16 protein-coding genes are annotated in these 25,149 nt (G+C 34.7%); 7 read left to right on the forward strand and 9 right to left on the reverse strand.

The annotated features are described in order from the left end of the window. Positions 1-438 precede the first annotated feature (438 nt). From ACTQ5K_RS17815 to ACTQ5K_RS17825, 3 genes are all read right to left on the reverse strand, one after another. Entirely contained in the window at positions 439-1,461 is a 1,023-nt protein-coding gene (locus ACTQ5K_RS17815; protein ID WP_441994158.1) for a 2,3-butanediol dehydrogenase, read from the reverse strand. Positions 1,462-1,594: 133 nt separating this feature from the next. After that, entirely contained in the window at positions 1,595-2,218 is a 624-nt protein-coding gene (locus ACTQ5K_RS17820; protein WP_031537996.1) for a TetR family transcriptional regulator, read from the reverse strand. A 115-nt stretch (positions 2,219-2,333) separates the two neighbouring features. Then, entirely contained in the window at positions 2,334-3,236 is a 903-nt protein-coding gene (locus ACTQ5K_RS17825) for a 3-hydroxyacyl-CoA dehydrogenase (protein WP_031539941.1), read from the reverse strand. 347 nt (positions 3,237-3,583) lie between these two features. Between ACTQ5K_RS17825 and aiiA the strand changes: the two genes are divergently transcribed. Further along, entirely contained in the window at positions 3,584-4,339 is a 756-nt protein-coding gene (aiiA, locus tag ACTQ5K_RS17830; RefSeq protein ID WP_031539940.1) for a quorum-quenching N-acyl homoserine lactonase AiiA, read from the forward strand. Positions 4,340-4,488: 149 nt separating this feature from the next. On the opposite strand, the gene ACTQ5K_RS17835 is transcribed toward aiiA, so the two are convergent. The 6 genes from ACTQ5K_RS17835 to gdhA all read right to left on the reverse strand — a co-directional run bounded on the left by ACTQ5K_RS17835 (position 4,489) and on the right by gdhA (position 15,469). After that, positions 4,489-8,901 carry a hypothetical protein gene (locus tag ACTQ5K_RS17835; RefSeq protein WP_441994159.1) on the reverse strand — a complete coding sequence of 1,471 codons (4,413 nt, stop codon included), beginning with the start codon at positions 8,899-8,901 and terminating at the stop codon, positions 4,489-4,491. Next, positions 8,888-9,628 carry a DUF6063 family protein gene (locus ACTQ5K_RS17840; protein WP_031539938.1) on the reverse strand — a complete coding sequence of 247 codons (741 nt, stop codon included), beginning with the start codon at positions 9,626-9,628 and terminating at the stop codon, positions 8,888-8,890. Before ACTQ5K_RS17840 ends, ACTQ5K_RS17835 begins: the two co-directional genes overlap by 14 nt. Continuing rightward, complete coding sequence (locus ACTQ5K_RS17845) at positions 9,603-11,129, reverse strand: hypothetical protein (RefSeq protein ID WP_035416739.1); 1,527 nt, start codon at positions 11,127-11,129, stop codon at positions 9,603-9,605. The genes ACTQ5K_RS17840 and ACTQ5K_RS17845 overlap by 26 nt, the downstream gene beginning before the upstream one ends. Beyond that, a complete protein-coding gene (locus tag ACTQ5K_RS17850; protein ID WP_048717813.1) occupies positions 11,102-12,133 on the reverse strand; it encodes a Wadjet anti-phage system protein JetD domain-containing protein in 1,032 nt (343 codons plus the stop codon). Before ACTQ5K_RS17850 ends, ACTQ5K_RS17845 begins: the two co-directional genes overlap by 28 nt. Positions 12,134-12,595: 462 nt before the next feature. Then, positions 12,596-13,807, reverse strand: coding sequence for a M20 metallopeptidase family protein (locus tag ACTQ5K_RS17855; RefSeq protein WP_441994160.1), 1,212 nt, complete (start codon positions 13,805-13,807; stop codon positions 12,596-12,598). A 279-nt stretch (positions 13,808-14,086) separates the two neighbouring features. Continuing rightward, the gene (gene gdhA / locus ACTQ5K_RS17860) at positions 14,087-15,469 is read right to left on the reverse strand and encodes an NADP-specific glutamate dehydrogenase (protein ID WP_441994161.1); all 1,383 of its coding nucleotides are present in this window, start codon (positions 15,467-15,469) and stop codon (positions 14,087-14,089) included. 146 nt (positions 15,470-15,615) lie between these two features. Between gdhA and ACTQ5K_RS17865 the strand changes: the two genes are divergently transcribed. The 6 genes from ACTQ5K_RS17865 to ACTQ5K_RS17890 all read left to right on the forward strand — a co-directional run bounded on the left by ACTQ5K_RS17865 (position 15,616) and on the right by ACTQ5K_RS17890 (position 24,996). Next, positions 15,616-16,527: a LysR family transcriptional regulator gene (locus ACTQ5K_RS17865; protein WP_031536438.1), complete on the forward strand. Its 912-nt coding sequence runs from the start codon at positions 15,616-15,618 to the stop codon at positions 16,525-16,527. A 758-nt stretch (positions 16,528-17,285) separates the two neighbouring features. Then, positions 17,286-19,037, forward strand: a complete 1,752-nt coding sequence (locus ACTQ5K_RS17870; RefSeq protein ID WP_048718695.1) for a cache domain-containing sensor histidine kinase — start codon at positions 17,286-17,288, stop codon at positions 19,035-19,037. Positions 19,038-19,087: 50 nt separating this feature from the next. Beyond that, complete coding sequence (locus ACTQ5K_RS17875; protein WP_441994162.1) at positions 19,088-20,245, forward strand: response regulator transcription factor; 1,158 nt, start codon at positions 19,088-19,090, stop codon at positions 20,243-20,245. Positions 20,246-20,282: 37 nt separating this feature from the next. Next, a complete protein-coding gene (locus ACTQ5K_RS17880; RefSeq protein ID WP_031536435.1) occupies positions 20,283-21,569 on the forward strand; it encodes an ABC transporter substrate-binding protein in 1,287 nt (428 codons plus the stop codon). A gap of 305 nt (positions 21,570-21,874) precedes the next feature. Beyond that, positions 21,875-23,341, forward strand: coding sequence for a glycoside hydrolase family 68 protein (locus ACTQ5K_RS17885; RefSeq protein WP_031536434.1), 1,467 nt, complete (start codon positions 21,875-21,877; stop codon positions 23,339-23,341). 80 nt (positions 23,342-23,421) lie between these two features. Next, on the forward strand, positions 23,422-24,996 hold the full coding sequence (locus tag ACTQ5K_RS17890) for a glycoside hydrolase family 32 protein (protein WP_251628467.1): 1,575 nt from the start codon (positions 23,422-23,424) through the stop codon (positions 24,994-24,996). The last annotated feature ends 153 nt before the right edge of the window (positions 24,997-25,149 follow it).

A 25,149-nucleotide genomic window follows, 5' to 3' on the forward strand; every position in this document is an offset into this window, starting at 1 on the left:
TTCTTTTAATGATGGCATTTTTGTGTTACATTGATTCATGAGAGCCTCTCCTTTTCGTAGTTTTCTAGTCAAATTCTACTTTACAAAAGGAAGCTCTCTTTTTTAATGCTTAATTTTTTCCAGCTACCGCGCTCTCGCTTGGTGGCCTTTTTGTCTAGTTGGGGGAATCGTCCCCCAACTAGACAAAAAGGATATTTATTCTCCCACAAACATTTTACTCATACAACATAAAAGGCATTTTCCTCTTTGATATAATGTTTATTTCAATGCTCTTCTATATGTAGAGTTCTAAAAAAAACAAAAGCCAGGCACCACTAAAAGACACTTGTCCTTTGCAGTTGCCTGACACTCAGAAAATAAGATTAAATTCTCTACAAATTTTCACAAAACTTAAAAATACTTCCTAAAAAAGCACAACATTAATCCAAATGATAGAAATCAATCACTACTCATTTCTACCAAAATTTTGCACTGACTGCGATCATTCGTTAATTTTTCCAATCCTTCTGTAACTATATCATCCAAGGCAATCTTGCTTGTTATAACTGCATTTCCATTAATCACACCACGTGCTAGTAATCGAATTACTTCAGGGAATAGATTATTATAGGCAAATGAACCACTTACCTTTACTTCTGGAGAAACGATTAAATTTGGACTAAAAGAAACTGGTTTCTCCCATACACTTACTATTTTAAATTCTCCTCCAGGTCGGATAGAAGCTATGCCTGTTGTAAATGTCGCTTCCACTCCTGCAGCATCGTAAGCAACATCTACTCCCCCTTCAGTATTATCTAGAATAATACTTCGTACATCTTCCTCCAGAGGATTGAGTACATAGGTTGCCCCTAATTCCAATGCTTTTTTCCGTCTTTCATCAGATACTTCAACGACAAAGATTTCACTTGCTCCTGCGGCTTTTACTGCCTGTAAAACAAGTAATCCAATTGGTCCTGCACCGAATATAGCAGCAGTGTCACCAAGACGAAGCTGACTTGTACGTACTGCATGTACAGCAACTGAAGTTGGCTCAACAAAGGCTCCAAGCTCTAAACTCATTTGATCTGGTAAAAGATATACATTCTCTTGGTTCACCACTGCATATTCAGCAAATCCACCAGATTTTGTATAGCCATAAGAGCCACCCAATTTACATATATTGAAATACCCTCGTTTACAGTTCGTACATTTCCCACATGGTGTTAACGGTTCAACAGCGACTCTATCTCCAACATTAGCCTTTGAAACACCTTCACCAACTTCGACAACCGTACCAGAAAATTCATGTCCCCATACAGAATGGGTACGAAAAGGGTATGCCCCAGCAAGATATTCATGCATATCACTTCCACAAATGCCTGCAAATGCAACTTTTATTTTCACCATACCACTTTCTAATGAAGGAACTGCTGTTTCTTCAATTCTGATATCTTTTGCTCCATAAAAATTGGCTGCTTTCATTACTGTACTCCCCTTTATGAAAATACTTACCATCAATCAGGAGGTTATTTTTTTCTATACCTCACCGATCGTTTGTTTAACCAATCAACCTTTTATAGGATAAGTGTATCCCTTACTAATCTCCTTATCTTTGTTAAAGAGAAGACTTCCTGCTCTTTAATTCGGGATCGATAAGTCCTTGTAAAAGAAAACGCACCGCATAATCTGCAATCTCTTCGGATGTAAGATCTAAACTCCCACGATTTAAGAAACTATTATGGTAAGAATACATTAAAGTTCCCATAATAAAGTCAATAGCTAAATCAACTGAAGGAAAATGAATCGTTTTCTGCTCCATACATGCCAGCAATATTACCCGAAGTTGTTCCCAAGAAGGTAAGAAGACATCTTTTAGCATCCCAATCCTAGGACTATTCATTACAATTTCCTGCTGCAAAATATTAATTAATTCATGTTCTTCATGACGATACAGAATAAATCTTTTACAAAATTCTTTTAAAGCCTCTAAAGAATCCGATAAATCATATTCTGTCGTCATAAAAGATTCTCTCAACGGTTCAAAAAGTGCATAAAATACATTTTCTTTTCCACCAAAATGGTAGGATACCAACGCAAGAGATACCTTTGCCTCTTCACATATCTGCCTCACTGTTGTTCCATCATATCCCTTTTTAGAAAATAGATGCTTAGCGGCATGTAATATTTGAACTTTTACTTGTTTATTTTTTTCTTCATCATTTACTATTTGCTTTGCCATAGTTCCCTCTTCCTGTCCTACATGAACAAATAATGAACTTTTTAAAATACTAGTTTATGCTTGTCCTTTTTACTTGTCAATTTACACTTGGATAGAACTTTCGGCATTTTCCTACTTATTTATTTTTTAAAAAGTCAGGATCAGCGAAACTTGGATTTGGATATTTATAGAATCCCTCTCCTGTTGCACGTCCTAATTTTCCTTTATCAATATAATCAACTTTTAATTTATCAGCTAACTTTATATATTCAGCAGCTCCAGTTGCATCTGCTTTTCCTTTTGTAATGTTATAAGCAGTAGTAATACCGACTACATCAAGAATTGCAAATGGTCCCATAGGTGCTCCAGTTGCTACCATCCATGTTTTATCGATTGTTTCCACTTCTGCTACTTCATTAACAAGTAACATTTGAGCTGCTTCTAACAGAGGAACTAATAAGGAGTTCAAAATATAGCCTGGCTGTTCTTTATGAAGTGGTAATGCAATCATTCCAATACTTTTTGCAAAAGCTATTACTTCTTCAAAAACACTTTCAGAAGTTCCTTTATGCTTCATAATTTCCGCAGTGTTATTTTTCCAAATTTCATTAGCAAAATGAAGAGCTAAGAACTTATCTGGACGTCCAGTAGCTTCAACAAATTGGCTTGGTAGAAGTGTGGAAGAATTTGTAGCAAAAATAGTTTTTTCTGGAGCAACAGTGGCTAACTGTTTGTAAAAATCTGTTTTAATTTGGACTACTTCAGGGATTGCTTCAATAACAAGATCTGCATTTTCAACCGCATCTGCTAAGTTCGAATAAAAAGAAAGACGACCATAAGCTTCCTTTAACTCTGCATCCGTAGAACCGATATCTTTTTTGTAGTATGGCATTAAATCTTGAAGGCGATCTTTTGCTTTTTCTAGAACTTCCTCATTTATATCGTATACGGATACTTTATACCCCATAAATGCAGTTTGAAAGGCAATTTGACTACCTAAAACTCCACTACCAGCAACAGTAATATGTTTGAAATCCATTGTAAATTCTCCCTTTCTGTTCCTTAATAGATTCATTACTTTAAAAAATAATAAACTATCATCTATTTGAACAATCGTTTTGAACGTTTGTTCAATTTATAATTTACGCTTATCCTTTTTTATTGTCAAACATAAACATCTTGCTTATAGTGAAAAACGAATACCAAGCACTAGAAAAGACATTTATTTCTGAATGGTGTTGCAACTCCATTCAGAAATAAATGCTGCTTCTGTAGATGAACTACTAGATTCCATGAAGATTAAAGCATATATACATGTTCAAAAAGCTAAATCTATGACATAATGTTTTTAATCTGATTATTCTAACTATTAAGGAGTGGTACTAAATGATAGAAAAACTTTACTGGTTACCTACAGGAAAATTAACGCTAGATCATTCTTCTTTAAATCAAAAATTAGAGCCTGGAAAGCTTGTAACCTTACAAATATGGTCCTATCTGCTAGAAACAAAGGATGGCCCTATCCTTATTGATACAGGTATGCCAGAATCGTTTATTGAAAATCCAGGTTATTTTGATTATACGCCATTTGAAGGGTTGTTCTTACCTGATATGAGAAAGGAAGATCATATTCTTTCCGTATTAGATAGAATTGGCTATAAACCAGATGACATTCAAGCAATCATTTCTTCCCATTTACATATGGATCACGCTGGTGGAAATCCGCTGTTTCCCAAAACACCTATATTTGTTCAGCAAGCAGAGCTGGATGTTTCTATTGGAAACGAAGGATATGCTCCACCAGAATGCACGCAAGCAGATTTAAATTATAAGGCCATTCAAGGAGATTATGAACTCATGCCTGGAATTCAACTTCTCTTCACTCCTGGTCATACACCTGGACATCAATCAATTCTTGTAACTACGAAGCAATCTGGGCCTATTTTATTGACGATTGATTTAGCCTATACAAAAGAAAATTATGAAGATGACATTCCATTTGCTACATTTGATCAACAAATAGCTACTGAATCGATTAGAAAAATTAAAAATCTTATGGCCGAAATACGTCCTACTCGTATTTTTTATGGGCATGATTTGGACCAAGCAACTACACAGAAGACTTACCCAGACTTTTCTTAGAGACAAACTTCAGATATAGTTTATTACAACTATTATAACAGTGCTATCCAGTTTCATTTTGATAGATTATGAAAAATCCACTCTAGAAAACAACAATAGTACCTGTCACCAAATAAGGTGACAAGCACTATTGTTTGCTACCATTTCCATTACTCAAATAACGTCATCTGCTCCGTCTCCCCAAGCCGATCAATCGTTTGTGGCTCATGATCTTGGAAAAATGCATGGTGCAGCCATTTCTCCTTCGTCATAATCTTTTTACTAGCATCATTTGATGGTCTTAAGCGGCAGCTATAAAGGATTGGAAAATAATCTTGCAAAAATTTACCTTCTGCATGTGCTGTTAACGCAATTATTTGAAATCCTAACTGTTCGGCAACGAAAAAGACCGGACTTAACACATGGTCGCTCGATGCTTTTCCGAATGGATTATCGAGAATTACCACCCTATTACGTTTTCGGTTAGTTGGTTGATGTTTTTTCTTTTCTGCTACATAATTGAGTATGCCTAAAAATAGAGTCATATTCTTACTCCATTTTTCCCCACCGGACCAGACATTACTTTGCTCCCAGCTGTAGTTCCGAGTGGATACCTTATTATCATTGGTTACTTTGCGACAGTTTACTTTTAAAACATCATTACTCATTACTACTTGGAGTAACTGTTTCGTCTGCAGCCATTTCTCTGTCTCTTTTCGAATTTTCACTGTATCTTGTTGTCCTAAGTCATTTAAGAATCTTTCTGAATCCAATTGTTGTAAAATCCATTCAATATAGTCTCTTATTCTCATCTTACCAGCATCTTCTTCCCATTCAGGAATTTTAAAGGTATAGATTTGCTTCCAATCATCTTCCACCTTCACTCTTGTTTTCTTAGGAATTTGATTGATTTCTTCGACCAGTGTTTGTAAATGGGAATGGATTTGATTGATAAAAAATTGTAAATCTTCGTCACTTTGACGGATATGCTCCATGGCATAGTTAGATATTTTCTCAATACGAAGAAGCATATTTTTCTTAAACTCTAACAAATCTTCATAGTTTTGTTTATTATCTAGGCCAGTGATAGCCATCTGCTGCAGCTTAATATTCGAAATTTCACGATTACAAAACTCTCGGAATTTTCGTCGAGACTTTTCCACTTCCGTCTGCTCTGTTTCCACTAATTGTTTATTCTGCTTTAATTCCTTCACTACTTTATCTATATATTTCTGGCGATTATAAGTAAAGGTAAGTATTTCTTCCTGTGCTATAGAAAATGGTACAATATGCGGTGCTTTAAAATGATGACTGTCCTCAAAAAGATCCATGCCTAAAATCGCTTCACCTATAGAAGTTAACTCCTTTTTAATTCTTGCTTCTTCTTTCTCTAAATATGCTTTTCTTTCGAGTAAAGCCTCTTTTTCTATTGCTAGTTCTTCCATAATTTCCGATTTTATTTTGGTAAAATGAACTACTTCTTCTAGGAATTTCTCTTTAAATTGTTTCACTTTTAGTTGCCATATACCATGTTGTCTTTCTTTTCGGGTGTTTCTGCGCTCTACTTCATTTACTAGTTTCTCAATTTCACTTTCAACAGTTTGCATTTGATTCCATAACTGATCTTGCAATAGCTTGTGGTCACTTAGAAACTCTATCGTTTCATCTATATAAGGATGTTCCTTTTGTAACTCTTCTATTTGATTTTTTACTTTGTTAAGAGAATTTTGATTTGCTTCTCTTTTAGCGAGTAATTCTCCTTCGGCAACCGTTATTTCACGAATTTTCATTTCTAATGAGAACATTTTTTCTTTAATTGTCGATTTATCCTCATTTGAAAAGATCGGAATAATGGTTCCTAAAGATTTATACTCCTCCTCTTGCTGAAGCATTTCTGCTCTCACCTTATTCCTACTTATCTGTTCATCTAGATACTCTTTCTCTTCCTTAAAATCAGTTAGTTGTCGTTCAATTCCGATAAGCTCTTTTTTTATTTCTACGAGTTGATTTCTAGTATCTATTTCCTTTCTAGAGACATCTAGAACTTCTTTGGAGTACTGTACATATTGTGTCCCTTTATCGATTTTTCCTTCTAACCCATTTTTCTCATCTCGATAATCTTTAACCGTAATTGTATGCTTTTTCCCTTTATCCTGAAAAGAAAGTATAAGTTTTTTTTCCTTTTGAAGTTGCTGCTCTAAATTCTCTAATAAAGCTTTTGCTTCATTCTGCTGATTCTTCCATTCTGTTATACGAGCAAATGGATATGTTTCCAGAAAGTTTCGGAATGTCTGCTGGGCATCTTGCCATTTCTTCACTTCCAATTCTTTTTCCTCACGAAGCAGAGTAGCTTCCTTCGCAATCGTACTAACCTGTTTTTTCCATTCCGCGAAATGATTTTGACTTGAGTTTGCTTGCCAGTGAGACGGCACTACCCAATTTTCATTTGCTTGATAATCTTGAATCGTTAATGCTTCTTCAGTAGTAAGTACCACAATTGGGTATTGCAGCTCTTTGGTCATATTGGAAATTCGATCTAGGAGCTTCAACTTAGATTTTTGTGTTGTAACCAACGTAATCGGCCATAAAGGGTATTGTTTTGCTGCTTGCTTTTCTGCTTCATCTAATTCTTGTAAATACTCTACTCCAGTTACTACATAGTCCAATTGATTTTTCCATGACCAAAGCTGTTTTTCAAGGTAGGAATCCCCAAAGAAAATATCTTGATTCGCGTAATCATCAACAAAGCGATGGGCCATTCTTTCTTTATCCAGTAACTTCTCCTTTTCTTTCTTTACATTCACCAATGTTTCAGTAATTCTATGTTCAATGGATTCTTGTTTTAAATATACTGTATCAAGGGCATTCCATGCAGCATAAAGAGTTGCAAGTTCTTTTATTAGCTTTTTTTCTGCTTGTTCTCCAAGTGACAGGTTATAGGAGATTTTGTCCATCTCTTTTTCCAGATTCATCACTTGCAATTGAACCTCTTCTTTTCTTTGCTCTGCTTCTTTTATCTCCACCAGAAATTGCTTCATTTCCTGTTCCAGACGAATGATTTCTTGATCGAGATGCTGTGCTCTATGCTGCCATACTAAGAGCTCTGCTTCAACTTTTTCTTGTTCTGGATTGGCAAGAATTTGTTGTTTTATACGCCCCATATCCTTTTTAAGATAATTAATTGTCGTAGTAATTTGTGTATTAAGTGCCTCTATCTCCTTCTCCCTTGCCAATAAATCTCTTTGCTTTGATTCTTTACTAGCAATCCCATCCATTATAGGATTTAGTTGATACCTTATCTCTTGCTTATTTTTTTCTAACCGTTCAAATTCTCCTTCATACCACCCTAACAAAGTTGCTTTTACTTCCACTAATTGTTCTCTAAAATCTTGCACTTCTTCCTTTTGATCATGCATTTTCAGTTCTGCTTCTATGTTGGTTAGCGCTTCTATTAATACACGTTTTTCGTTCTTTAAACCTTTTAGTTTTAAGGAGTAAAATTCTTTTTTATACCGCTTGAGATTTTCTTCTTTGTCATTTTTTTGTTGATAACTTTCTTTATAAGCTTGATCTAAATTCTGAAACTTCCACTCTTCTTGTAAAATATCAAAAGAAGCCTCTTTCACTTCATATAAATGATTACTCGAAAACCATTCCTTCCATTTTTCTGTAATACTTTGTTGTTCTGCTAAGTAGCTTTCTTTTTGGCTAATCGCTTCCTTATAAAGACCTTTTACAAACTGTTTCGTTTTTTCATAAACATTTTCTTGAAAATGAAGTACTTCATATTTTTTTGTGAAATCTTCCAATTTCCTTTGTATTTGTTTATTTTCTTCTAATGTTTCTTTTAAATTTTGATAGTTTTTTAAACTGGCATGCTGTTGTTCAAATGTATTAGCGAACAACTGCGTATCATGACCAACAATTGAATTTTCTACTATAGGTATTAATAGACGGTCAAATAATTGATTCGTGTTTTTGCAGTCGTCAAAAAAAGCTTCTACTCCCCCTTCTGAACTATTAATTTTCGCAATACTTTCCCATTCACTTGTGATGATTTGAAATTGTTCTTCTATATACTGCTTATACTCTTTAATTGTCTGAAATGTTCTCGCCGATAAAGATTTTTCTCGCATATAACTATAGTAGTCTTGCATTTCGCCTTTTTCTGCCGTTCTTTTTCCTGCTTTCCCTTCTTTCACAAAAGGAATTTCTTCCATGCTGTTTGCATCGTTTTCTCCGTAATCATAGACATAGCGTAGTGAATCGATTCCTTGTTTTGTTGTAAATAGCGACACCGCTGTTACTACATAATGTCTTGGATTATCATTGGTAATCCATTCAATGGCAATATGCGCCGGAGCATTCTCAAGCATTAATGTATTCTTGATTTTCCGATCTGCTAAATCTGCATGAGGCAAAATAGCTTGCAGGGCAGTTTGAATAAAAACAGTCTTTCCTCCGCCGTTTTCTAAAAGAATCGCACTATTTTGTCCATCAAATAAAAAAATCTCATTGTTGTAACGCTTATTCCCCTCTTCATAGATCACATTCGTTAACCGGATTTTGCTAATCGATGGCATGACTTTCCTCCTTACTAAAGCTATAAATAAACTCGAAAATGCCATTATTATATTCCACTTCCATAAAATATCGCTGAATGATTGTTTTCGCCTTTTCCGTTAAGGTTATTTCATTATTACCAATATCTTGGATTAAATCTTGATCAATTAAGAATCGCTTTACCGTATTCATGAAACTAAACCGACTGATTGTATTTCCAGCCTGCTTTTTAGCCGTTTCCTTAATATCATCCATGTCTTCCCATTTCTCGATAATGATACTCCAATTATAAGAAAACTCCTTTTCCAGTTCCTTCAATGTATCTTCATCATGCGTCTTTAGATGCTCTATTCGTTCATGAATAAAGCGCACCCATTCATCCAATCTTAAGAAAAGTCTTGTGGGCTCTATGCTTTGATAGGTATCGTAAAAACTACCAAAAAGGACGATGGTCGCAAAATAAAGCAAATAAATATCTCCATTTGTTGCTCCAGAACGTAAATAATTTCGCTTCAGCCATTCATTGCTAACATGAAAGGGGGATAGTTTCGTTTCTGGTATTAATAGCATTTGTTCGCTGGTATTCACAATAACACAGTCCACTTCTTTACTAAATAGATCGAGCAATCCTCGAATTTCGTCATCTGCTTTATATTGCTGAACAGCTTCTTTATCTGCTACACCATCCCGAACTAATCTTGTATATATTTGAAAAGCATTCTTAATCGTTTGTTCCGAGTAATTCATTTTCTTCTCCTTCCAAAGAAATAATCATTTCTTGAATTGAATAGCGGGCAAATTGTCTAATAACACTCTTTTCTTCTATAACAATAAGCGTACGATTTTCTATAAGTGCCAAAGCTTCACCAAGTAAGGTTGTTCCTTCTTCTTCCTGTATAGAACCTTGCGCAATTGGTGACCTTTGATGCAAGATTAACCAAAATTCATAAAAATAACGATTTTCATAGAGCGACGATTGTCCAATTTCGTCTAAAAAATGAAGATAGGAAGATAAAGTATTCCCCTTCCCTGTCTGATAGGCAAATAAAAATAATTCCATAATCTCTTTATATTTTTTCATTAGATTTTTCCGATAAGGTCCATCTTCGTCTTCATTACTTAGCTCTATTAATCCTTGCTCCACTGGTTTTTCTCTTTCTTCGTTTATATTTTGTTCAGCCAAAATGGTTAGAGGTGACCAGAAGTGATTTTCTTCCACTTTTAAAAATGGGTGCAAAACGCCTTGCATCGCTTCAAAAGGTAATGGTGTGGAAATCAAATGAGAAACAATATCTTGATCGAAATTAAATGCTTGTATCCCCGTATAATATAGCGATTCTTGGGCAGTCACTAGCGTAGTATTTTTTAAGGATAGTGTCTGTTCCAACAACCTTGAATGCTCATAATGTACTCCTTCTAATTCTCTTGTAATGGTAAGAATTAATTCATACGTTTTGTGCTCCTTCTTGTGAACATCTTTGGAATACAATCTTTCTCTTGTCTCTTTTACAAATTGGCGGAGCTCTTTAAATTCTTCATCTTCTCTTGATAATCGGGCAGAAATATCTTCTAATAGCTGTTTATAGCGGGCAAAGGTTTCTTCTGAAACAATACTCCGCTGAATCTCATGTTTTAACTTTCCAATTCGTTCATCTAAACTTTCTACATCTATTCTCATTTCATTAATCTGGCGCAGAGCTCCTTTAAACTCCCCTCGATCCAATTGTTTCCGCAACATAAGCTGATTAATAGACAGTTGAAATTCACTATAAAATTCTTTCGTCGCAAACACTAATTCAAGCCCATCTTCATCCAACGTATAATATTGTGTATTGGTTTCCATATCAAAATTATTCGCTTTGAGAATAGAATAGTCTATTATATCCTCTTTTCCTGAATCCCAATTATAATAAGAATAACTGCGTTTCCTCCCTGTTGTAGGTCGAAATATTTGAATAATAGTTCTTGCTATTCTTTCATAATCCCGCTCATCAAGTATATATTGATTTTCCGTTAGCTTTTGCAAAAAGCGAGCCAATTGTTTTGTACCAACTTTATAATTCCGAATTAATTTCTGCTCAAAAAAGAAAAGCAAGGAAAGCAATCCAAGTCCTTTCATATCAACCATCAACTCTTGTTGATCTTGTTCTCGTTTTCTTTCTAATTCATATAATGGATCAAATAAAGCGAGACGATGCATTCGTTCTCTATATCCATTCGTTATTTCTTGTAATTCAAGCTTGTCCAATTTGACTCCCTCCAAATTTGCTGCAACTCCTTAGTTTTAAGTGTTTCCTGTGGATAATAGCATCCGTCTTCTAAGAGGCGTTGAATTTGCAGTTGCTGCTCCAAAGGAAAATAGGATAAAAATTGACTGAATGCTATTTCTCTACTTTTTTGATATGCTTTTCCCATAGCAGATTTCTTATGCAAACAAGCTTCATAGAAAGGAAGTGCTAATATCATATTCTGTTTTTCATTCAAGGAATACCAAATGGATATGCCTTCATGATCTATATCACCAAAGTAGAAAAAATAGTGTTTAGCTATTACAGGATACTGCATAGGAAATTGTTCAATACTTTTTATTACTGCTTTTCCACTCCCGTAGATTAATGTAGAAAATTTTGTTTCTTTTAATACAGGAAGTAGCCCTTGAAAGGTTGTCTTATTTTCAACTATTAAATGAAACTGTTCTTCTACTGTTATTTGCATAGGATTAATTGCGAACATGAGTGGTTCAGAAACTGGGATAATTTTCAATGAATGAAAGAGACCGATTTTCTCGAGTATTTCTTTTCCTCCTTTTTCCACTATCCATTTCTCATCTTCCACTAATTCATAGCTCCGTTCTGGAGCAGGTACTTCTTCAGTTGGAAAAGAAAACTTCTGCAAATACTGATCAATCTTCTGGATATAAGGTAAGTGTTTTTTCCAAACATTAGGTTCTTCTTGATAGTATGCGTCCAAATTAATGGATGGGTGCAAGTTTCTTCGGTAGGATTGTAATTCCTTATGATAATCATCTACTAACATTTTCTTTTGAATACGATATTGAAAGGCAAGTGAAGGATTTCGACTATTTCTTCCTTTTGCTTTTACCATTCCAAGAATTCCTTCTGCTTCCAATTCCAACACTACTTGAGCAAATTCCTCATAGCTACGAATAAATGGCTTTATCACTTGTTCTAATTCAAGCAGTGATACAGTCTTCTTTGGGAATGCAATAAACAATTTTTTTATCTCTTCCAATACACAAACACTTCTTTCATAAGTAATTAAATCTACTATTATTGTACTAGATAATGGTATGAAGGCTAAATATTTTTTTCATAACAAAGTGCCTAACAAAGTGCCAGGCACCTTAAAAAGACATTTGTCCATCGCTGGTACCTGGCACTAAAAAGTGTAAAAGTTTTCACTTAGGACATTCACTAATTGTCCTGTTCACTTGCATTTTGATAGTTTATAAGAAATCTAAACTATAATGGGAGGCTAAGATATAAATAATCAAGCAAAAGAAAAAGCTAATCAATCACACAGTTGCATATGATTGTTTGGCTTTTTTATTAGCTTAAAAACAAGTGGAATGGAGCGGAGAATTACTTCATTTATGGCCAAAATCAAATAGAATCATGGAGTGTTAGGACAAGACTCTTTCATTCATTTTGTCATAACGTAAACAAGGTGTTTAAGTAAAAGAAAGCTTCCCCTTCACTTTACTGCATTATATGGTGCCATCACTTCCAAAGCTTTTTCCACAAGATAATAATGAATGATAGAGAGCATTGCTTTTCCTGCATTTAGCATTGCCCTTTCGTCGAAATCAAATTTAGGATGGTGATGGGGATATGCAGCTCCTAAGTCTTCATTTCCTGCTCCAGTAAAGAAAAGCATACCTGGCTTTTCCTCCAGATAATTGGCAAAATCCTCACTGACTAACAGTGCTGGCACTTCTTCCACGTTCACTTCTGGCAGTGTATCTTTCGTGGATCTGGCAAATATCTCCGTCTCATTCGGATGATTATAAACCCCTGGGACTCCATGGAAATAGTCAAATTCATAATCTGCCTTTGAACTCAAGCATATTCCTTTGATTGCATCATTCATGGCTTCCTCTACTAATTGCTGCACTTCTTTTTCATATGTTCGCACCGTTCCTTTTAATATCGCAGAATCTGCTATTACATTGCTAGCATCCCCTGCATGAATGGAGCCAATAGTCACAACAGCTGTTTTTTGAGGGTTCACTCTTCGACTTACTATGTATTGAAGCTGATTGATCAGCTGACCAGCTACAGCAATAGAATCAATGGTATCATGCGGAGAAGAGCCATGACCGCCTTTGCCTTTAATTTTAATCTGGAATCCGTCTCCTGCTGCTGTTGTATACCCTTTCGTATATGAAATTGTTCCAGTTGGGATTAAACTCCATAAGTGATTAGCGAAAATGGCATCTACTCCTTCGAGACAATTATCTGCAATCATTTTTCTTGCTCCACCACCGCCTTCTTCTGCATGTTGAAAGAGGAGCACTACATTGCCTGCTAAGTCGTCTCTATTTTCTTGTAATACCTTACCAACTGCTAACAGGGTGGCTGTATGTCCATCATGTCCACATGCATGCATTACTCCGTCTACTTTTGATTTATACGGGACATCCTTTTCATCCTGAATAGGCAATGCATCAAAGTCAGCTCTTAACGCAATGGTTTTTCCTGGTTGCGCTCCCTTTATATAGCCTATAATTCCCATACCTCCAACATTTACTTTTCTCTCAATCCCATATTCCGATAAAAGAGATGTGATTAGCTTGGAAGTCTTATATTCCTGATTTGATAATTCAGGATACTGATGCAAATATCTGCGCCATTCCACCATTTTGTCATACATTTCTTCTAATTGTACTTTCCAATTGTTTAGCATAATCCTTCCTCCTTCGTTCTGTTATTTTACACGCAATACTATTTTAATATTCTTTATATTCAGAATATTAAATTTATAGATAGTATAACGCGAAAAAGTCAAGAATACAATTTTATTTTACGAATGTCGAAGTATTTTTAGTTAGTAAGATTGATATTCATACGAAAAAAATAGGGCAGCACTTTAAAAAGATATGTTTGCCTATAATATAAATAAGAGAATCGGCAAATTGCTGATTCTCCTACTATTTTTTATTAATCCTATCTGGTGATAAGCTTGTTATATAATCCCCTGTGCAATCATTGCATCTGCTACTTTAATAAAACCAGCAATATTTGCTCCTGCTACAAGATTTCCTCTCGTCGCATAATCCTCTGCTGCTTTTATACTTTTACTATAAATATTTTTCATGATGTCTTGTAATTTTTTGTCTACCTCATCCTGTGTCCAAGCTATTCTTGCACTATTTTGTGCCATTTCTAAAGCGGAAACTGCTACTCCACCTGCATTTGCAGCTTTAGCAGGTGCAAATAACACATTATGATGAATAAAGGTATCAACTGCTTCTAATGTAGAAGGCATATTTGCACCTTCTCCTACTGCATTTACACCATTAGAGATTAACTTTTCTGCCGCTTCCTTATTAAGCTCATTTTGTGTTGCACATGGCAATGCAATATCACATGGTATCCCCCAAATACCAGTATATCCTTCCTGATAAAGAGCATCTGGATGTTCTTTTACATATTCATAGATTCTCTTATTTTCTACTTCTTTTAATTGCTTTACTGTTTCTAGATTAATGCCATTGGGATCATATATGTAGCCATTTGAATCACTACAAGCTACAACCTTTGCTCCTAACTGTATCGCCTTCTCCATGGCATAAATAGATACATTTCCTGAACCTGACACAACAACTCTACTGTTATTAAAGTGTAGTCCTTGACTTTTTAGCATTTCTTCCACGAAATACACTAATCCGTATCCTGTCGCCTCTTTCCGCCCTAAGCTTCCTCCATAACCGACACCTTTTCCTGTTAAAACACCAGCTTCATAAGCACCTTTTAATCTTTTATATTGTCCAAACAGATAGCCAATTTCTCTTGCACCTACGCCAATATCTCCAGCAGGGACATCGATATCTGGTCCAATATACTTGCTAAGTTCTGTCATAAAGCTCTGACAAAAACGCATAATTTCTTGATCTGATTTGCCCTTAGGATCGAAATCGGAACCACCTTTCCCGCCACCTATCGGTTGACCAGTTAATGAGTTTTTAAAGATTTGCTCAAACCCTAGAAATTTAATAATGCTTGCATTAACAGAAGAATGAAATCTTAATCCTCCTTTATAAGGTCCAATCGCATTATTAAATTGGACACGATAGCCTCGGTTTACTTTTATATTTCCCGCATCATCTACCCAAGGTACTTTAAAGCTAATTAGTCGATCTGGTTCAAGCATTCTTTCTAATACAGCATGTTTAATATATGTTGGATTTTTTTCAAGTACAGGAACTAAAGAAACGAGGACTTCTTTAACTGCCTGCTGGAACTCCTTTTCGTGAGGATTGCGTTGTTGAACTTGAATAAACAACTCGTTAACGTAATCTGTCACGGTTTGTGTTTGAACCTCTTCTTTTTCCTCCAGCACTTTCATCCTTTTTCAGCCCCTAATGTTTTTAATGTTAGAATATTCTCTTTTCTAAAAGATGTTTTTATTTTATAATTTTATAATTAATAGTTTCAATACTAATTTCGGATTGAATTCATGCGTTATGCGCATGAGTGGAAAAGAGTGAAGATATGGAAATAAGACAAATTCAATATTTTTTAGAAGCTGCCAAAAGAGAACATATTACAGAAGCTGCCGATTCTTTGCATGTTGCGCAGTCATCTGTGAGTCGTCAGATTTTTAACTTAGAAACAGAATTAGGAGTAGAACTTTTTATACGTGAAGGGAGAAGCGTAAAATTAACGCCTCTAGGTAATGTTTTTTTTGAACGCATGAAGCAAGTATGGAGTATGATGGAAGACGCAAAAAGAGAAGTAGAGGAGTCCCTTGATCCTGAAAAAGGAACAGTTAGAATCGCATTTCCTATTAGCATGGCTGCTCATACCCTACCCTCCATCATTTATTCTTTTCGCACCCGTTATCCAGAAGCTAAATTCCATATGAGCAATGCCCTATATCACGATCTCATCGATGGAGTAATTAATGGGGAATTTAATTTGGCGATGATTGCGCCAATGCCGAATCGTGAAAAAGAAACTAAAATTAAAGGTGCGACATTATTTACAGAAAATATAGTCGCACTCCTTCCACTTCATCACCCTTTAAGTAAGCAAAAAGAAATCCAGTTAAAAGACCTAAAAGACGACTTTTTCTGTGTTTTGCCTGAAGGATTTGTATTTCGTGATCAAGTAGTTACAGCATGTCTTGATGCAGGTTTTTCACCACAGATTGCATTTGAGGGAAAAGATATTGATGCACTAAAAGGATTAGTATCTGCAGGATTGGGCGTTGCCTTAATGCCTGAAATGACTCTCGTAGATAACACACCACGGTCTACTTGCGTCATCCCCCTTTCAGATAACAATCTCACTCGAACCGTCGGTGTCATTTATCCCACCCATCGAAAACTTCTTCCAACAGAATTATTATTTTATCAGTTTCTTCTGGAGACATACGAAAGATTGAATGAGTTTAAAAAGTAAGCTACGAAACGGTTCAAGGTAAAATTCACCAAGCAAAATAGTGCCTAGACCTGAGTGAACAATTGCCCACTCAGGTCTAGGCACTTTTCTATCACTTCCATGTTTCCTTTTAGATAGATTTCAGTAATACAGTAGGAATTGGCTGATTATGATAGATTTGAAGCATTCCCTAAGGTGTAATCTTTTAGTCTAATAGTGCTTCCTTATAATCTAGAACGGATTTTGCTTCTACATTAATATGATCTTTAAATGGTATTAAGCGAACAAAATTACTTTAGACAAAGTAGGATGGCAACTTCGCCCATAGTTTTGCTACTTTCTCTTTACTTGTACTTTCCTCTACTAATTTTAGATAACTCGATAAATATTTCTTTCGTTACATCATTACATTTAGATTGAACAAATGTATAAAAATTAACCTAATAATTTCCGCATTTTTAACGAGCGTGTAACAAAATGATAGATAGTATGACAATATTCAATCATAATTGCCTAAATTTCGTAATAAAGATTCATTTTATAGTGCCATTGATTCATTTTTATTCCATTTGATACCGCTTTCTTTTTACGAGTAAGCGATACCAATCAGCGGTTTAATTGAAAAAACAACAGAAATTACTTCTAACTTTCTTTCCACCTATGTATATTGACTTATTTGTTTAAAAGGATTTAGATTTAAAGGACAGGTTATTTGAATGCCATCTAAATTTTTTTAAGACTAGATAATGAAATTAACGGAAAGAAAGGAACTTCTTTATATGAAAAGCATACAAAGTCGTTTATTTTTCATGCTTCTTGCTTTCATTATCCTGCCATATTTTTTATCGGTTTTAATTATTTATGGATATACAAAGGAAAGTGTTGAACAACATGAACTTCAAAACAGCAAAGAGCAAATAGATAAATTATCTATTGAACTAGATCAATATTTTAACGATATGATCAACCTGCCATATATTTTATATAGAAATCCAGATTTTTTTCAGATTTTCACTAATGGCTATGAAGATTCCATTTATTTTAATTCAATTGCAATGGAAGAAAACATCGAAACTTTTTTCCTTATGCGTTCCGAAATACGCCAAATCCGCTTTTATTTGGATAAGAATAAAGAATCTTTTACTATTTATAATGGAATGATTAGTGCAAGAAAACCACAAATTCAATTAATGAAGCAAGAATCTATGCAAGAGCTTTTGCATTTGAACTCACATTATTTAATAGAGCCTCCACATTCGATTGGAAACTATAATAATGCGGCTATTATTCCTGAATCAGACAAAACAACGGTTATGACTATCCATCATAAAATACTGGATCCGTTATCCAAAGAATTTCTTGGGATTATTACCATTGATATAGATTTAGACGAGTATGCACAGATTTGTAATAGTCTATTGCAGGAGAAAGGCGATTCCATCTTTCTTCTTAATGAGCGTGATGTTGTGATGTATACAAACAATACTTCTCTAATAGGAAAAACAACAGACCAGAATTTCTTTAATACTAACCAAAATAAGAAAAATGATATTATATTGACTAAAACTTTATCAGAACCATTCCATCAGTGGAAAATTGTAAAGGTGACGCCAAGTGATAGATTATTTTATGAAGCTAGACAAACCGCTTATACAAATATCCTTGTTGGAATAGGGGTGGGGTTACTAGGACTAATAATGATCGGCATCCTTGCCTACTATATATCACGACCTATTAAAAATCTTAGTCAAAAGGTACTTTCTATTAAAGGAGGAAACTTAAGTGTTCCTTTTAACAATAATAGAGAAGACGAAATCGGCCATCTAGAAAAGCATATGAAAGAGATGTTGGAACGTATTAATCTCCATATTGATCGCGAATACAAATTAGAGATTGAGAATAGAAAAAATCAATTACGAGCACTCAAATCGCAAGTGAATCCTCACTTTCTATTTAATGCTCTTCAATCCATCGGAGCAGTTGCGCTTCAATATAACTCTCCTAAAATCTATCAGCTTGTAACGTCCTTATCTAAAATGATGAGGTATTCCATCCGAGCAGATCAATGGGTTCTAGTCCGTGAAGAAATGGATTATATAAAAGCCTACTTAACACTACAAAGAGAGCGTTTTGGCAGTAAGCTAAAATACTCTATTAATATAAATGAAGTAATACAAGAGATAAAAATCCCTAGTATGATACTCCAACCACTAGTAGAGAACTATTTTAAACATTGCTATGAACAAGGCTATTTTGACTCTCAATTAAACATAACAGGCGAAATTAAAGAAGATTTTTTGTATCTAATAGTTGAAAATGACTACTCAAGTTTATCAGCGGAAGAACTGGAAAGATTAAACAATAATATCTATTGTGCTCCTTATCCTGGCGACTTTTCTAACGAGCATATTGGTTTAAAAAATATCCATGACCGCCTTCTTCTAAACTACGAAGCAAAAGCTGGTTTAGAGATAGATACAAACAATGGGCAGGGATTTATTGTAAAGATATATATCCAGATGCAGAATTAAATGGATGGTTCATCATCGTGAACCATTATTTCAGAGGAGGTTCATTCTATATGAAAGTTCTTATTGTAGACGACGAAATTAATGTACGTTATGTTATTCGCTATATCGGAGAATGGAAAAAACATGGAATTACTACTATTTTAGAAGCTAGTAATGGAGAAGAAGCAAAAAAAATCATAAAAAAACAAAAACCAGAAATTATCTTTTCAGACGTAAAGATGCCGAAAATGGATGGAATAGAAATAATTGAGTGGCTAGATTCTATTTCTTATCCTGGAAAAGTTATTCTAATCACTGGATTTGACGATTATACCTATATGCGCAAAGCAATTCAGTGCAGCAGCTTTGATTACTTATTAAAGCCGATTGAAGCTGAATCTTTTAACAATACACTAACGGATGCCGTGCAATCATGGACAATGGAGAATAAAGATGCTGGTGTTTTGGAAGATGCAAAAAGACTGCGCTTGAATCAATTGGCTACACAAGCCTGTATGGGAGAAGAATTTGACTTAATAGAGCTTTCTTCTTATCTTCCCAATGGAGAGGAGTATGAGCTTACACTTATTTCTTTTTATCAGATGCACCATTCTGAACCATATATCCAGTTACTTGCAGATGAACTTGTTCAAAAAAGAATAGGAAATGCTTTTACCCTTCAACATGATCATAGCCTTTGCCTAGTGATTACAACATACCAACAATGGCTTTCTGTTGAAGAATGGATTATTCAACAATTCGATATTCCTATACGAATCGTAAATGGTGCACCCCTAACATCGTTAGAAAAAATACACGAGTCTTATCAAGCGATGCAAAAAGCAGTTGAAGAACAAAATTACCGAACGATTCATCGTTTAAATGATATAGATGATGCCAAGCGAATGCAGGATATTGTTTCTTATGTTGATACTTATTATATGGAAGAATTAAGTTTAGAAAAACTTTCTAATCTATTTTTCTTAAGTCGCGAGCATATCTCCAGAAAGTTCAAACAGCAAACAGGCATGCCCTTATCTAAATATATTATGAAGCTGAGAATCGAAAGAGCAAAATTCTTGCTTCGTGAAAAAGATGATAACATTTATGCAATTGCTTTATTACTGGGTTATCAGGACGAAAAATACTTCTCCAAACTATTTAAAAAAATGGTTGGCTTAACGCCATTTGAGTACAGAAATTGTCTGAAAACGTTAGACGCAAAGTAGATAATACAACAATTTATTAATAAATGAGAGTGAAATTATGACAAAGTGGACATTCACATGGCTTATTGCAGGACTGATGATTGTTGCACTTTCAGCTTGTCAACCTAAGTCAGAAGAATACTCAAGAGAAAGAGAAACAACCGATGAACGTATCACACTAACTATACGAAATCCAAAAGTAGAAATTTCTACAGAATTTGAGGAAATGGTTATGGCATATGAACTCGAACATCCAAATATAGATATTCAAGTCCATACTGTTGGTGGTGCTGTTGATGATCTTGCTGATTTGAAAGCCCAAATTGCTGCTGGGAATGGTCCTGATATTTTTACAAATACAGGATATGACAATGCGAAAATATGGAGCGACTATTTAGAAGATCTATCTGATCAACCATGGATTAAGCATGCATATAAAGACACATTGAAACCAGTAACAATGGATGGCAAAGTGTATGGAATGCCACTTAATATAGAAGGATATGGATTCATTTATAACAAGGATTTATTCCATAAGGTAGGAATTCATACGCTTCCTAAAACGTTATCTGAGTTACAGGAAACAGCAAAAATATTAGAAGAATCAGGTATTACTCCCTTTGCAACTGGATATTATGAAGAGTGGAAGCTTGGGGATCATCTCTTAAATATTGCTTTTGCACAACAAGATAATCCTGAAGCATTTATTGCCCAACTAAACAAGGGAACCACAAATATTGCAAGCAATCAAAACTTCTTAGATATTATTTCTTTACTTGATACTACCCTCAAATATGGAAATAACAATCCCCTAACAACGGACTATAATACAGAAGTTCACCTCTTCGCTTCAGGAAAAGCTGCGATGATCCAACAAGGCAATTGGATTCAGCCAATAATTGATCAGCAATCTCCCAACATGAACATTGGATTTCTGCCGATTCCTATTAACGAGGAACCAGCTGATGCAATAGTTGTTAATGTTTCTAATTATTGGGTAGTAAACAAGCAATCATCTAATGAAAAGAAAAAAGCAGCTAAAAACTTTCTAAACTGGATGGTATTTTCAGAGCAAGGAAAGTCCTTTATGACGGAACAATTTAAATTCATTCCAGCTTTTGACCATATAGAGACACACCATCTAGGACCTCTTGCAACGGAAATTATGAATTACTACCAAACAGGAAAAATCCTTAGAGCCAACTGGTTTTCCTTTCCTGGTAGTGCACGAGAAGAATTTGGATTAGCCATGCAATTATACGTGGGCAAACAGCTAAATCGAGATCAATTGTTGCAAGAATTTCAAAAATCTTGGGATAAGGCTGCCGTTCCATCTTCCCACTAATTCCTACCTTCTAATAGCTCCCTTTTGCAGGGAGCTATTTTTTGTGTTTTTTACAAACAATCATTCTCTCTATATGAAATAAGGAAGAAGGTCCCGGACTTCTATTACATCCACCTAGTATATTCGATTTATCTTATATCAATATAAGACTAGATTTCTATCAATTTATGCCATATGCGTAGAAACTAGATTAACCTATAATTTTTATTAGAAACACGGTGAATTTGCTGGTTTGATTTAATATATCAGCAGTTCTACCCTGTCCTTATCTTTTGTTTCATCTAACACATTCTAGGAGGTAAACCATGAAATTGAACAAACCAGCTAAACAAGCAACAGTCGTATTATTGAGTACAGCTATTTTATTTGGAGGTAGTGGATCACTAACTTTTGCAAAACAAAAAGAAATGTTAGACCACAAAGAATCCTATGGTATTTCACATATCACTCGATTCGATATGGAAAACATAACCGAACAACAAAACGATTCTAAATTTAAAGTGCCAACTTTTGATGAATCAACGATTAAAAACATTCCTTCAGCAAAGGGCTATGACGAAAATGGTAATTTGATTGACTTAGATGTCTGGGATACATGGCCGCTACAAAATGCAGATGGAACGGTTGCAGAATATAATGGCTATCAAATTGTGTTTGGATTAGCTGGAGATCCTGATAAAGGATGGGATACATTTATTTACATGTTCTATAAAAAAATTGGTGATAATTCCATTAATGCATGGAAAAATGCAGGAAGAGTATTTAAAGACAGCGATAAATATGCTACCAATGATGTTATTTTAAATAATCAAGCAGAAGAATGGTCTGGTTCAGCCACTTTCACTTCTGATGGAAAAATTCGCTTATTCTATACAAATCGTCATGGCTGGGATCCTGAACATGGATTTTTTGGGAAACAAACACTAACTACTGCCCAAGTTAATGTATCTAAATTAGATGCAAATACATTAAAAATCGATGGTGTGGAAGATCATAAATCGATCTATGATGGTGGAGATGGCTCAGTATACCAAACAGTTGATCAAGCTTTTTCGGGTGGAAATTATGCAGATAACCATACTTTAAGAGATCCTCACTACGTTGAAGACAATGGACACAAATATCTTGTATTTGAAGCTAATACAGGAACAGATTATGGCTATCAAGGAGAAGAATCATTATTTAATAAAATCTATTATGGGGGAAACACTAAATTTTTCAGAACAGAAAAAAAGCAGTTATTACAAAGTCCTAAAAAGAATTTAGCAACACTTGCAAATGGTGCATTAGGAATCATTGAGATTAATGATGATTATACACTTAAGAAAGAAATGAAGCCGTTAATCGCTTCCAATACTGTTACTGATGAAATTGAACGTGCAAATATCTTTGAAAAAGATGGTAAATGGTATCTATTTACAAGTTCTAGAGGATCAAAAATGACTATTGATGGGATTAACGACAAAGATATTTACCTATTAGGCTATGTAGCTAATTCTATTACTGGACCATATAAACCTTTAAACAAAACAGGTATTGTTTTACATCAAAATCTAGATCCAAATGATGTTACATGGAACTACGCTCATTTTGCGATTCCACAAAAGAATAGTGACAATGTAGTTGTCACAAGCTATATGACAAATAGAGGATTATTTGAAGATCATAAATCCACTTTTGCCCCAAGCTTTTTATTAAATATTAAAGGGAATAAAACTTCTGTAGTTAAAAATAGCATTTTAGAACAAGGTCAAATCACTATAAATAATTAACAGTAAAACATGCCAATTACTACTTAATTGGCATGTTTTACCAATAGAAGGAAATACAGGATAAGCGCGGTGATACTACCATGAAAAAACCATCAAAACACACACAGAAAATCCTATTTCTCTTATGCCTCATTATGCTTGTCGGCATCCTCTTATTTTGGAATCAAATCACTAAGGTTTTTATTGAAACAGTAGACTACCAAGAACAGAACATTATTTCTGATGGTCAATCCTATCGTCCCAAATACCATTTTACTACTCCTGACAAGTGGAAAAATGATCCACAAAAACCAATCTATTTAGATGGGTACTATCATTATTATTACCTTTACAATGGTGATTATCCTGATGGTAATGGTACAGAATGGAGACATGCTATATCAAAAGATTTAGTCCACTGGAAGGATAAAGGGATTGCCATCCCAAAATACACAAATCAAAATGGAGACCCTTGGTCAGGTTCTGTCGTTGTTGATAAGGAAAATACTGCCGGATTTGGATATAACGCACTCATCGCAATCGTCACGCAGCCGTCAGCCAATCAGCAAAAACAAGAGCAGTTCTTATGGTATAGCCTCGATAATGGCAATACATTCACTTCATACAACGATACACCTATAATGACAAATCCCGGAACCAATGATTTTCGTGATCCCAAAATCATTTGGTCAAATGAGTATCATAAATGGATAATGTTAATGGCTGAAGGAACAAAGATTGGTTTTTATAAATCCTCTAATCTGAAAGATTGGGCATATCTCAGCGATTTTTATACAAAGGATATAGGAATTGTGGAATGTCCGGATCTTTACTATATGCAGACAAATGATGGGAGCTTCAAATGGGTGCTTGGTGCTAGCGCAAATGGAAAAACAAAGAATCAGCCCAATACTTATGCATATTGGATTGGTCATTTTGATGGAAACCATTTTACAGCTGATTATTTGGAACCCCAATGGCTTGATTATGGTTTTGATTGGTATGCTGGAGTGACCTTTGAAGATGGAAGTAATAGTAATAGTGATAATTACAAGAAAAGATATGCTTTTGCATGGATGAACAATTGGAATTATGCCGACAATACCCCTACATTGCAAGAAGGCTATAACGGAATGGATTCTGTTGTTCGACAAATTCAATTAAAAAATAATAGGGAAAATTCCTATTATTTAGCATCCCAACCAATCGAAACATACAACAATCTGGCCAAGACAAAAGATCATCTAAAGGAAATAGAAGTAAACGGCCAAAAGCAACTAGAGATGACAGGAGAAATTTATCAACTAGAGACAGATATCTCTTGGACAGAGTTAGATAATGTCGGTTTAAGACTTAGAGAATCTTCTGATCAAGAGCGATATGTGAATGTAGGAATATTTATAAAAGAAAAATATTCGTATGTAAATCGTTCTTTGACTGATCATCCAGATGAGCTGAATTCACATTCAGAAAGTAGAGCACCTTTTCCTGCTGAACAAAAACAAGTACATTTAAAGATCCTTGTTGATAAAAGTAGTATCGAGGTTTTTGTAGATGATGGGAAGATTGTTCATTCGAATTTAATATTTCCTCATATAGATGATCAAGCCATCACATTGTATTCAGATGGCGGGACAGCAATTTTTAAGAATATTACGATTACACACTTTGATTAATGGAATTGGGTACTTCTTTCTAAGACAGAAAACAGAACATATTTTTTCATTAATTGTCAGCTTTCCTTTTACCATATATACTGTACGGTTTATCCCATGAGTGATGGCATTTTTTCTTAAGTGTAAGAATCTTATTTGAAAACAAATCCTATT

Origin of the sequence: Niallia sp. Sow4_A1 (assembly GCF_052116745.1) — a bacterium.
Taxonomy (GTDB): Bacteria; Bacillota; Bacilli; order Bacillales; family Cytobacillaceae; genus Niallia; species Niallia hominis.